Source organism: Auraticoccus cholistanensis, assembly GCF_009742705.1.
GTDB classification, from domain to species: domain Bacteria; phylum Actinomycetota; class Actinomycetes; order Propionibacteriales; family Propionibacteriaceae; genus Auraticoccus; species Auraticoccus cholistanensis.
Window position 1 is genome coordinate 200096 of record NZ_WPCU01000010.1, and the last position, 12722, is coordinate 212817.

Sequence of the window (12722 nt, forward strand, 5' to 3'; positions counted from 1 at the left end):
CCCCGACGCACCCGGGGCGAGGGCGGGGACCCGGCCTGGTCGACCGACGCCGACCACATCGTCCCCTTCGGCGCCGGCGGCACCACCTCCACCGACAACCTCGCCCCGCTGTGCCGGCGCCACCACCGGCTCAGGACCTTGCACGGCTGGCGCTACCGACGCACGGCCCTCGGCCGCTACCTGTGGACCAGCCCGCACGGGCTGCGCTTCACCCGCGGCCCCGACGGCACCACCCCCGGCAGCACCACCGGACCGCCACCGCCAGCAACCGCGACGGCACCACGCACCTGGACGATCACGCTCCCACCGGTCGCCCGCCCACGAGAACGCGACCCGGTCCCCACCGGCTGATCGGGGACCTCACCCGCGCGCGCAGTCAGCAGAGCCCTCCTGCGGCGAGCGCCGCGCGGCGTCAGGCTCGGACACCCGGTGGTTCGAGGGTGCCGCCGTCGTGCTCGCGTGCCCAGCACGCCCTCGCATCCCCGTCGCAGCATGCGCCGAGGCAAGAAGGCAGCACTGCCACCATGCGCCGTGCCGGCTGCTGCCTGCGACACCGAGCCAGCTGCCGCGGCTGTGCCGGTGCACGCCGACCCTGGGTCCCGGCGCGCCCGGCCACGGTGACCCGGGAACGACCGCAGGGATGCCGGCCGCGTGGGTCGCGGCCGACATCCCTGCGGATGAGGCTGTCTCGGACCGAGGGTCAGAGGCTGGCTCCGGTCCGTCGGCGACGGACCACGAGCGTGGCACCGGCACCCACCAGGCCCAGCCCGGCCAGCAGCGGCAGCAGCACCGCCGGAGCACCGGTGTCGGGCAGCGAACCGCCCCCGGCGCCCGCACCGCTGTCGCCGTCGTCACCGCGGCCGTCGTCACCGCCGCCGACCTCACCGGGCTCCTCCACCACGGTGATGTCCACGGCGTCCCAGCCGTCGGTCGGGTCGGTGTTGCGACCGTCGCGCTCGCCGTCGTCGGCCACCTTCTTGCCGTTGGCGTGCAGCTGGGCCACGTTGGTGACGATCTCCCCGGCGGGGACGTCACCCACCTCGACGTCGATCACCAGGGTCACGACCTGACCCGGCTCCAGCGTGCCGATGGTCCAGACGCTGCCGTCGTACTCGCCCTGGCTGGCGGCGTAGTCGCCGGCGTAGTCGACCCCGGCCGGCAGCACGTCGTCGACGCGGACGTCGACCGAGCGGTAGGTGTCGTGACCCTCGACGACGATGCCGTACTGGATCCGGTCGCCCACCGCCACCTCACGCGGCTGGGGGTTCCCGTCCTCGTCGTAGAGCGTGTCGGTCACCTCACCGGCGCTGTCCAGCGACTCACCCGGCAGCAGCACCTTCTTGTCCAGGGTCGGGTCTCCGCTGCGGACGGTGATGTCGACCTCGTCGTAGCCGTCGTCGGGATCGGTGTTGCGTCCACCGTCCTTGCCGGGGTTCTTCGGGTCGTCCTCGATCTCCTTGCCGTTGCCGCTCAGCTGGGCGACGTTGGTGACGATCGTGCCGTCCTCGGCGGGCTGCACGGTCACGTCGATGAGCAGCGTGACCACCTCACCAGCGGCCAGGTCGCCGATCTGCCAGACGCTGCCGTCGTAGCTGCCCTTGCTGGCGACGTGGTCGCCGGCGTAGGCCACGCCTGCGGGCAGCGGGTCCTCGACGAAGACGTCGGTCGAGGGGAACCGGTCGTGGCCCTTGACCACGATGCCGTACTGGATCACGTCGCCGACGCTCACCAGCCGGGGCTGCGGGTCGCCGTTGCCGTCGTAGAGGGTGTCGGTGACCTCACCGGCGTCGTCCAGGGTCTCCCCCGGCAGCAGCACCTTCTTGTCCAGGGCGGGGTCGCCCTTCGGCTCCAGCGGGTTGCAGACCTCGGCCTCGAGCTCGAGGTCGTTGTGGTCCGCGACCGCGCCGTTGAGCAGACCCCCCGGACCCTCGGCGCCCGGCTCGACCTCGCAGCCGAACTGCGCCGGGTCGATGGCGTCGGAGTCGACGTCGACCTCGAAGGTCACCGTCACCCGGTAGGTGTGCGACGCACCGGCGGCGAGCTCGACGTCGTCGACCAGCTGGTTCTCCTCGGCCTGCTCCTCCTCGCCCTGACCGGTGAAGCCCTCGAGCACCGCCAGACCGGCCGGCACCGTCTCCGAGACGGTCACGTCGGTCACCTCGACACCCTCGGGGTAGTCGAGCCGGTCGAAGAGGTCGTACTCACCAGCAGCCGCACCGGTGTTGGTCATCACCACGTCGTAGCCGATGGTGAAGGTGTCGTCCTGACCGGCCACCGGGGCCGACGTCGCGGTCTTGGTCAGCTCGAAGGACGGCAGCGGCGGGCAGGCCACGTCGGACTTGCTCCGCTCGTCCACCAGGTCGATCGAGGCCCGGTTGTTCAGCGCCGCCGGCTCCTCGCTGCCCTCACCCTCGGCGCAGACGGCGATGCCGCCCTGGGCCACCAGGTCGACCGGCACCTCGGCGACCACGGTCAGCTGGTAGACGTGCGGGGCGTAGCCCTCGTCGTCGTTGCCCAGCAGCGCGACGTCCTCGGCCACCCGCTGCTGCGCCGCGCCGTCCCAGGCGGGGTCGGCCAGCGTGACACCGTCGGGTGCCTGGGTGACCTCGGCCGACTCGACCGTCACGTTCTGGTCGAAGCGCAGCTCGTCGTCCAGGTCGTACTCGGTCGCCTCGACACCCAGGTTGGAGACCTCGACGCCGTAGACGACCTCCCACCGGCCGTCGCCGACCGGCTCGGCCGAGACCACGGTCTTGTCGATCTGCGGCTCACCCGTCTCGGCGCAGGCGTCGTCGACGTTCTCGTAGCCGTTGAAGGAGACCCCGGCGTCGTTGCGGAGCCCGGTGCCGTCCTCGCCGGCGCCCAGCTGGCAGTCGCTGCTGACCGGCTCGGTGGGCACGGAGGCCAGGTCCAGGGCGAACCGGGCCGTGACCGAGTAGACGTGCTGCCCACCGGCGGCGATCGGCTCGTCGCTCACCACCAACGTGTCGTCCACGCCGTTCCAGGTCGAGGAGACCTCGATCCCGGCCGGGTCGGTGCTGGCCACCGTCGCGGAACCGTCGACGAGGGTCATGCCGGCGCCGAAGCGGAAGGCGTCGGTGAGGTCGTAGTCGGTGTCGACCTCGGACGGGTTGGAGACCGTCAGCAGGTAGCGCACCTCCCAGATGCCCGGCTCCCCGGCCACCGGGGTCGGCTCACCGTCCAGCACCTTGGTGATGTCCACGAAGGGCAGCGAGGGGCAGGCGTCGTCGACCAGGTCGTCCCAGCCGTCGGGGGACAGCGTGGCCGCGTTGTAGGCACCGCGGCCCGGGGTCGAGCCCCCGCCGGCGGCGGGCTGGCAGGTCAGGTTCTCCACCGGCGGGACGACGACGCCGTCCGCGTCGGTCTCCAGACGCACCTGCGCGGTCACCTGGTACTGGTGGGTGACGGACTCGCCCATCTCCCACTCACCGGACTCCTCGTCGAAGGTCATCCCCGCGCCGTCGATGGGCACGTCGGCGATGACCAGCTGGTCCTCCGACCCGTCGAAGCCCTCGTTGAGCTCCACGTCGGCCGGCAGGTCGACGCCCTCGGGGCCGGATGCGGAGGCGCCCTGCAGGAGGATGCCCTCCCCCAGCTGGGTCAGGTCGTCGGACAGGTCGTACTCACCCGAGGACGGACCCTCGTTCGTCACCGTGAGCCGGTAGACGATGTCCCAGGTGCCGTCGTCGTCGGGGTTCTCCGTCGCCGAGACCAGCTCCTTCTCGAACGCCGGCGCCCAGTACCAGAAGCCGAAGTCGAAGGAGTGGTCGTTCTCGCCGAGGAAACCGGTGCCGGCGTCGCTCGTGTCGACGTCGGCGTACGGGAAGCCGTTCGCCTCGTCGACGAGGCCGTCGGAGTCGTTGCGGTCGGGGTCCAGGCTGTTCTCAGCACCCGTGTCCGGGGTGGTGGGCACCCAGTTCTCCAGCACACCGCCGTCGGCGAAGTCAGCGGGGTTGTCCACACCGATGACGTACCGGGTCTGGGCCCGGACGCCGTGCTCGGCGGAGGTGAAGTAGTACTGGCCGAGCTCGTCGGTCAGCACGGTCGCGATCGGGTCACCGGTGCGGTTGCCGTTCTCATCCGCTGCGTACAGGTTGACCGTCGCGCCCTCCACCGGGGGCTCATCGGGGTCCTGCACGCCGTTCTTGTCGATGTCGAGCCAGACGTAGTTGCCGATCTCGATCGGCGCCGCCGACGCCATGATGGACATCGAACCGATGCCGTTGCCCTTCGCCGTCACCGGAGCCCACTCCTCGGGGTCGGTGTTGATCTGCTCGATCACTGCCCCGCGCGGGTCCTGGTGCTGACCGGTCGCCTGGTACAGCCGACGCGTCCCCATCTGGAAGGCGTAGCCGGTGAAGGCGCTGTTCACGTGGATGCCGGTGGAGAGGATGCCGTCCTCCCGGCTGGGCATGACGACGATGGAGCCAAGGGACTCGGTCGCCGAGGTGGCGTCGACTCCCCAGCTGGCGTCGAAGTAGCTCTCGCCGCCGCAGGTGAAGTTGGTGTCTTGCGGGAACGTGCCTGCACCTGGGTAGGACCCGGGGGTCTTGTCCGCGTTGCACTCCACGTCCCACGTACCGGAACCCGAGGGACGCGCCATGAGCACGTTGCCACGGGCGGTGCCGGCACCGACTGTCCGGGTGTCGCTGAGGTCACCTGTGGCCATTGCGCCGTTGGCGCCGAAGAGGTCGCCGCTGAGGTCGCGGATGCCGATGATGAGGTCCCCGTGCAGGTACTGCGCTGTGGCGACCTGCGGCTGGTTGTAGATGTAGTGGCCGTTCACGTCCGGATCGGGGTTGCCCAGCGCGTAGTACGTGACGTCAGCGGGGTCGGTGGACCACGGATGGGGGTCGTTCCCGTCGATGGTGGCCGTCCGCGACCCGCTCAGCGGGAAGTCCGCGATGAGGCGCAGGTCGACGGGTGCACCGGCAGTCAGGTCGCTCGGGTCGAAGGCGAACACGTAACCCGCCAGCTGCGAGCGGTCTCCGCTCGTCTCCGCCGTGTACGTCGCGGTGAGGTACATCTCGTTCGTCAACGGGTTGCTGCTCAGACCGAAGGGGCGCAGGTCGCCGGGGTCTGCGTGGTCACCACTGACCGTGGCCCAGTCGCCCCCGAGGGCGATCTCCTCGACCGAGGAGGGCGTCGTCGCCGCCGGCCTGCCGGTCTCGATGGCGATCAGCGAGCGGTTGTGCAGGTTCACCGCGAAGAGCGACGCCTCGTCGGGTGAGAAGGCGATGCCGCCCAGCCCGGTCCGACCGACCTTGTACCAGGCGTGCGTGTCGCGGCCCCAGTCGTAGCTGGGGTTGTCGGCGGTCGCGTGCGGACGGATGCCGTGGGCGTCCTGGCCGAGGCCGCTGGGGTACTCCTCACCCAGGTCGATTCCGTGATCGGTGACGTCGACGTACAGAGAAGCCGAGGCGGTCGCGGAGGTGGACCAGTCCGAGCCGTCCGGAGCCACCTGGTAGATCGCTCCCATCCCACCGGGACCGAAGGCGGAGTGTCGCCGGTAGTAGGCGGCGGTGAAGATCTTGCCGGGCTCGCCCAGCACCTGCGGCCGCTGCCAGGCCGACCCGTTGGTCGCACCGACCTCCTGGAACTCGACCTTGGCGACGGTCGGCACCTCGCAGGAGTCGTTCCACGGGTTGGCATTGCAGACGCCCTCGCTCTGAGCGTCCCAACGCATCAAGGACGCGCCCGTGTCGGTGGCGCTGCCGTACTCGGTCGAGTCGTAGGTGCCGTAGCGGACGATGGGGGTGTAGACGAGCGGGTTGTTCTCCACGTAGGCGCTGGGCACCTGGAAGGAGAAGTCGACCTCGGTCGACGGGACGGATGTGACGAACTGGACGGTGGACCGGTTGTCGGCGCCGGAGGCGGACTCGCGCCAGGCCTCCCACTCCGCGGTGTCGGGGACGTCGGCCTCCACGCGCCACTGCTCCGCGTCGGAGGTGGTGGCGATGGTGTACGTGCCGTCCGCGGCGGTGGTCGCCGGGCCGGCGACGTTGCCCTCGGAGTCGTAGGCGTAGACCTCGATGCCGGCCAGCGGCTGCTCGTAGGTGTCGAAGACGCCGTTGGCGTCGTAGTCCTGCCAGGCGGACCCGGTGATGGTCTCGCCCTCCGCCGCCGCGGCCGGCAGAGCCGCGAACGACGAGGCGACCAGTGCGGCCGCCGTGGCGGCGACCACGCCGCTGCGGGTCCAGGTGCCGAATGCGTTCCCCGGTGACCGGGGGTGGGTCGTCCTCGCCCGACTGCTCACGAATCTCCTCCAGTGGTCCGGTCAAGGCCCACCCACGGGAGACGTGTTCGACGGGGGTGCAGCACGACCGCAACTGACGCCTTCTGTTTTCAGACAGACGTTCAGGCCGATTCCTATCGGTATTCCTCACGGTCGGGCAAGTGGCGGGGAGGAATTGTTCACACAGAAGCCGACTGGCGTTCCGACGAACCGGTCGGAAAGGTCACGATCGGATAACGGCACCTATTCCGGCTTGCACGTCGCCGGCCGTTCCCGATATCGGAGGCAATTCCCCGCGCGGCCGCACGGGCCGACGGGCCGGCGCACGACCGGGCACCGGCGTGCTGCTGCGGTCAGCGCAGCAGCGGGTCCACGGCCGCGGCGATGAACAGCAGCGCCAGGTAGCTGTTGGACCAGTGGAACAGCCGCATGGGCTTCAGCGCGGCGTCGACGAGCCCGGCCCGGGCCCGGCTGTGCAGCCGGGCGGCCTCGACCAGGAACGCGGCGCCCAGCACCGCGGCGACCGCCGGGTAGAGCCAGCCGGTGCCCGCCACCGGCCACAGCAGCAGGCTGACGACCACCGTCACCGCCGTGTAGACGAGGATCCGCAGCGTCACCCGGGGTGCCGGCAGCACCACGGGGAGCATCGGCACGCCGGCGGCGGCGTAGTCGGCGCGGTAGCGGATGGCGAGCGCCCAGGTGTGCGGCGGCGTCCAGAAGAAGACCACGGCGAACAGCACCCAGGGCGCCCACGACAGCTCCCCGGTCACCGCCGTCCAGCCGATCAGCGGCGGGAAGCAGCCCGCGATCCCGCCCCAGACGATGTTCTGCGACCACCGGCGCTTGAGCCACATCGTGTAGACGAAGACGTAGAACGCGTTGGCCGCCAGGGCCAGCAGCGCCGACAACCAGTTCACCGCCGCCACGAACACCACCGTCGAGGCCAGCCCCAGCACGGAGGCGAACACCACCGCCTGGGCGGTGCCCACCTGGTGGCGCGGCAGCGGCCGGCGTCGGGTGCGGCGCATCAGCTCGTCGATGTCACGGTCCAGCACGCAGTTGAAGGCGTTGGCGCTGGCGGCGGCCAGCCCGCCGGCGAGCAGGGTGAGCAGCACCAGGGACAGGCTCGGCACGCCTCCGGCGGCCAGGAACATCGCCGGCACGGTGGTGACCAGCAGCAGCTCGACGATCCGCGGCTTCGTCAGCGCCACGTAGGCCGAGACGACGTCGCGGACCCGGGCAGGAGCGAGCGTCTGCTCGACGTCGCGCGTCGCGTGCTGCAGGCTCGCCACCATGACCCTCTCACCCTCGGAACCGGAAGCAGTCTAGGGGCTGGCCTCCCCGGAGGACGATTCGCGGCAGGCTCCCCCGGGGTGGTCTCCGTCACCCGCCGGGGCGCGCGGAGCAGCGGAGCGGGGGCGCACTAGGCTGGCCCGGAGAGCTCACCCACGAGCGTCCGACACCCCCGGGACGCGGGGGTTCACCGGAGGAAGGGAACGCCTAGCCATGTCCACCACCACCCAGGGCAGTGCCGTCCACCCCGCCGACTGGACCGACCTGGACGCCCGCGCCGTGGACACCGTCCGCGTGCTGGCCGCCGACGCCGTGCAGAAGGCCGGCAACGGCCACCCCGGCACGGCGATGAGCCTGGCCCCGGTCGCCTACCAGCTCTTCCAGAAGGAGATGGTGCACAACCCGGCCAACCCCCGCTGGCCCGGACGCGACCGCTTCGTGCTGAGCTGCGGCCACTCAGCGCTCACCCTCTACATCCAGCTCTACCTCGGCGGCTGGGGTCTCGAGCTCGACGACCTGAAGGCGCTGCGGACCCACGGCTCGAAGACCCCCGGCCACCCCGAGCACGGCCACACCGACGGCGTCGAGGTCACCACCGGTCCGCTCGGCCAGGGCATCGGCAACGCGGTGGGGATGGCCATGGCGGCCCGGCGCGAGCGCGGCCTCTACGACCCCGACACCGCACCCGGGCAGTCGCTGTTCGACCACCAGATCTACTGCCTGGCCTCCGACGGCGACATCGAGGAGGGCATCTCCAGCGAGGCCTCCTCGCTCGCGGGCACGCAGCGGCTCGGCAACCTGACGCTGATCTACGACGCCAACCAGATCTCCATCGAGGACGACACGGTGATCGCCCTCTCGGAGGACACCGCCGCCCGCTACGAGGCCTACGGCTGGCACGTGCAGACGCTGGACTGGACCAGCGGCGGCAGCTACGTCGAGGACGTCGCGGCCCTGGCGGAGGCGCTGGAGGCGGCCCGCGCCGAGACCGAGCGCCCCTCCTTCATCCAGCTGCGCACCATCATCGGCTGGCCGGCCCCGAACCTGCAGAACACCGGTAAGGCGCACGGCGCCGCCCTCGGCGAGGACGAGGTGGCCGCCACCAAGGAGGTGCTGGGCTTCGACCCCGGGCAGACCTTCGCCGTCGAGCCGGAGGTGCTGGCCCACACCCGCCAGCTGACCGAGCGTGGCCGCGCCGCCGAGCAGGAGTGGCAGCAGCGGTTCGACGCCTGGGCGGAGCAGAACCCCGAGCGGCACGCGCTGTGGCAGCGGATGCAGTCCCGCGACCTGCCCGAGGGCTGGGACGCCGACCTGCCCAGCTGGGACGCCGACCCCAAGGGGGTGGCCACCCGCAAGGCCTCCGGCGCGGTGATCAACGCCCTGGGTGAGAAGCTGCCCGAGCTGTGGGGCGGGTCGGCCGACCTGGCCGAGTCCAACAACACCACCCTGCTGGACTCTCCCAGCTTCCTGCCCGCCGACCGCTCCTCGAAGATGTTCAGCGGCAACCCCTACGGCCGCGTGCTCCACTTCGGCATCCGCGAGCACGCCATGGGCGCGATCATGAACGGGATCGCCGTGCACGGCGGCACCCGCCCCTTCGGCGGCACCTTCCTCACCTTCAGCGACTACATGCGCCCCAGCGTCCGGCTGGCCGCGCTGATGAACCTGCCGGTCACCTACGTGTGGACCCACGACTCGATCGGTCTCGGCGAGGACGGCCCCACCCACCAGCCGATCGAGCACCTCCCCTCGCTGCGGATGATCCCCGGCCTCGACGTGGTCCGCCCGGCCGACGCCAACGAGACCGCAGCCGCCTGGGCCGCGGTGATGCGCAACAACGACCGTCCCGCCGGGCTGGCGCTGAGCCGTCAGAACCTGCCGGTGTTCCCCCGCGGCACCGACGGCTTCGCCACCACCGAGGGCGTCGCCCGTGGCGCCTACGTGCTGAAGGACTTCGGCGACGGCGAGCCGCAGGTGCTGCTGATCGGGACCGGCTCGGAGGTCCAGCACGCCGTCGCCGCCGGTGAGCAGCTCGCCGCCGAGGGGATCGCGGCCCGCGTCGTCTCGATGCCCTGCCGGGAGTGGTTCGACGCCCAGGACGACGAGTACCGCGACTCGGTGCTGCCCCCGTCGGTGAAGGCCCGGGTCAGCATCGAGGCCGCCGTGCCGCAGGGCTGGCGCGACCTCGTCGGCGACGCCGGCCGCACCATCGGCATCGACCACTTCGGCGCCTCCGCCCCGGCCGGCACCCTGTTCGCCGAGTACGGCTTCACCGCCGAGCACGTGGTGGCGTGCGCCCGCGAGAGCCTGGCCGCCGCCGAGGAGCTGACCCGCTCCCCCGGCACGACGCCTGCGCACCGGGCGAAGTCCGGCCCGGCCGACGTCGGCGACGACGCGGAGAACCCCGAGACCCTGGGTACCAATGAGCGCAAGTGAGTGACTCGAGCGCAGGAGGACTGATCATGGGTGAGCGACTGGCACGGCTGGCCGAGGCCGGCGTGTCGATCTGGCTGGACGACCTGTCCCGGGAGCGGATCGCCTCCGGCGGGCTGGCCCGGCTGGTGGGCGAGCGGTCCGTGGTCGGGGTGACCACGAACCCGACGATCTTCGCCTCGGCCGTCTCCAGCGGGGACAGCTACGGCCCGCAGCTCAACGAGCTCAAGGGCGAGGCCGTCGACGACGCCATCACCGCCATCACGACCGACGACGTCCGCGCCGCCTGCGACGTGCTGGCTCCCGTCAACAAGGACACCGACGGCGTCGACGGCCGGGTCTCGATCGAGGTCGAGCCGGCCCTGGCCATGGACACCGAGGGCACCGTCGCGCAGGCCCGGCAGCTCCGCGAGCGGGTGGGCCGTCCCAACGTGATGATCAAGATCCCCGCCACCGTGCCGGGGCTGCCGGCCATCCGGCAGACCATCGCGGCGGGGATCAGCGTGAACGTGACGCTGATCTTCTCCCTCGAGCGCTACCGGGCGGTCATCGAGGCCTACCTCGCCGGTCTGGAGGACGCGGCCGAGGCCGGCCACGACCTGTCGCGGATCCACTCCGTCGCCTCGTTCTTCGTCTCCCGGGTCGACGCCGAGGTCGACAAGCGCCTCGACGCCATCGGCACCGACGAGGCGCGGGCGCTCAAGGGCCGGGCCGCGGTGGCCAACGCCCGGCTGGCCCACGAGCTCTTCCGCTCGGTCGCCGACGACCCCGACCTCGGCCCCCGCTGGAAGGCGCTGGTCGAGAAGGGCGCCCGCCCGCAGCGGCCGCTGTGGGCCTCCACCGGGGTGAAGAACCCCGACTACCCCGACACCCTCTACGTCTCCGAGCTGGTCACCGCCGGAACGGTCAACACCATGCCGGAGAAGACGATGGACGCCTTCGACGACCACGGCGAGGTCGTGGGCGACCGCGTCGTGGCGCAGGCCGAGGAGGCCCGCGAGACGATGGCCGCGCTGGAGTCGGTGGGAGTCGACTTCGCCGACGTGGTGCAGGTGCTGGAGGACGAGGGCCTGCAGAAGTTCGCCGACTCCTGGGAGGAGCTGGTGGGGACGGTGCAGGAGGCGATCAGCGCCTCCTGAGGCGTCCCGACACCTCCCAGCACGTCCGGTCCCGAGAAGAGGAGACGCCGTTGCTCGACCCGAACCGTCCCAACCCGTTGCGGGACCCCCAGGACCGCCGGCTGCCGCGGATCGCCGGTCCGTGCGTCTTGGTCATCTTCGGCGTCACCGGTGACCTGTCGCGCAAGAAGCTGATGCCGGCGGTCTACGACCTGGCCAACCGGGGCCTGCTGCCCCCGGGCTTCGCCCTGGTCGGCTTCGCCCGCCGGGACTGGGTCAACGAGGACTTCGCCCAGATCGTGCACGACTCGGTGAAGGAGCACGCCCGGACGCCCTTCCGCGAGGAGGTGTGGCGCCAGCTGCTCGAGGGCATCCGCTTCGTGCCGGGCGACCTCAACAGCGACGAGTCCTTCGACGAGCTCAAGCGCACGATCCTGGAGCTGGACGAGGCGCGCGGCACCGGCGGCAACCACGCCTTCTACCTGTCCATCCCGCCGGGTCTGTTCGACGAGGTGGTGGGTCAGCTGCGCCGCCACGGCCTGGCCGAGCAGCGCGGCGGGCAGTGGAACCGGGTGGTGATCGAGAAGCCCTTCGGCCACGACCTGACCAGCGCCCAGGAGCTCAACCGGATCGTCTCCAGCGTCTTCCCCTCCCAGTCGGTGTTCCGCATCGACCACTACCTGGGCAAGGAGACGGTGCAGAACATGCTGGCGCTGCGGTTCGCCAACCAGCTGTTCGAGCCGGTGTGGAACCGCAACTACATCGACCACGTGCAGATCACCATGGCCGAGGACATCGGCATCGGCGGCCGGGCCGGCTACTACGACGGCATCGGCGCGGCCCGCGACGTGATCCAGAACCACCTGCTGCAGCTGCTGGCGCTCACCGCGATGGAGGAGCCCACCTCCTTCGACGCCCGCCAGCTGCGCAGCGAGAAGCAGAAGGTGCTCGCGGCGGCCCGCCCGCCGCTGGACCTGGCCGCCCACACCGCGCGCGGCCGCTACGACGGCGGCTGGGCCGGCGGCGTCAAGGTGCGCGGCTACGCCGAGGAGGAGGGGGTCTCGCCGGAGTCGACCACCGAGACCTTCGCCGCCGTCCGGGTCGACATCGACAACCGGCGCTGGGCGGGCGTGCCGTTCTACCTGCGCACCGGCAAGCGGCTCGCCCGGCGGGTGACCGAGGTGGCGCTGAGCTTCCGCAAGGCCCCCCACCTGCCCTTCACCAACTCCGACACCGAGGCCCTGGGCAGCAACGCGCTGGTGATGCGGATCCAGCCCGACGAGGGCATCACGCTGCGGTTCGGGGCCAAGGTGCCCGGCACCCAGATGGAGATCCGCGAGGTCAACATGGACTTCGCCTACGGCGGCGCCTTCACCGAGTCCAGCCCCGAGGCCTACGAGCGGCTGATCCTCGACGTGCTGCTCGGCGACCCGCCGCTGTTCCCCCAGCACGAGGAGGTCGAGCTGTCCTGGCGGATCCTGGACCCGGTGCTCGACTACTGGGCCTCCACCGGCGACAAGCCCGAGAAGTACGCTCCCGGGTCGTGGGGCCCGCAGAGCGCGGCCGACATGCTGGCCCGTGACGGCTTCGCCTGGCGACGTCCCTGAGACCGAGAGGCAGCG

At 71.3% G+C, this 12722-nt stretch carries 6 protein-coding genes (1 of these 6 cut by a window edge); 4 read left to right on the forward strand and 2 right to left on the reverse strand.

Annotation, left to right across the window (positions count from 1 at the left end):
- Positions 1–351: the 3' portion of an HNH endonuclease signature motif containing protein gene (locus GC722_RS19350; protein WP_331714874.1), read on the forward strand. It extends 111 nt beyond the left edge of the window; 351 of the gene's 462 nt are visible here — the last part of the coding sequence; its start codon lies beyond the left edge, outside the window; the stop codon is at positions 349–351.
- Positions 352–700: 349 nt separating this feature from the next.
- Here the strand turns inward: GC722_RS19350 and GC722_RS14515 are convergent, their stop codons facing one another.
- Complete coding sequence (locus GC722_RS14515) at positions 701–6205, reverse strand: SdrD B-like domain-containing protein (protein ID WP_156611366.1); 5505 nt, start codon at positions 6203–6205, stop codon at positions 701–703.
- Between the two features lie 404 nt (positions 6206–6609).
- Positions 6610–7551 (reverse strand): heme o synthase, encoded by a 942-nt coding sequence (locus tag GC722_RS14520; protein WP_156611368.1) that lies wholly within the window; start codon positions 7549–7551, stop codon positions 6610–6612.
- Between the two features lie 211 nt (positions 7552–7762).
- On the opposite strand from GC722_RS14520, the gene tkt reads away from it, so the two are divergent.
- From tkt to zwf, 3 genes are read left to right on the forward strand one after another with little or no spacing between them, the layout of a single operon-like run.
- Positions 7763–9985, forward strand: a complete 2223-nt coding sequence (gene tkt, locus GC722_RS14525) for a transketolase (RefSeq protein WP_156611370.1) — start codon at positions 7763–7765, stop codon at positions 9983–9985.
- A 26-nt stretch (positions 9986–10011) separates the two neighbouring features.
- The gene (gene tal / locus GC722_RS14530) at positions 10012–11121 is read left to right on the forward strand and encodes a transaldolase (protein ID WP_197430183.1); all 1110 of its coding nucleotides are present in this window, start codon (positions 10012–10014) and stop codon (positions 11119–11121) included.
- A gap of 50 nt (positions 11122–11171) precedes the next feature.
- Positions 11172–12707 carry a glucose-6-phosphate dehydrogenase gene (gene zwf / locus GC722_RS14535; protein ID WP_156611372.1) on the forward strand — a complete coding sequence of 512 codons (1536 nt, stop codon included), beginning with the start codon at positions 11172–11174 and terminating at the stop codon, positions 12705–12707.
- Positions 12708–12722: the final 15 nt, after the last annotated feature.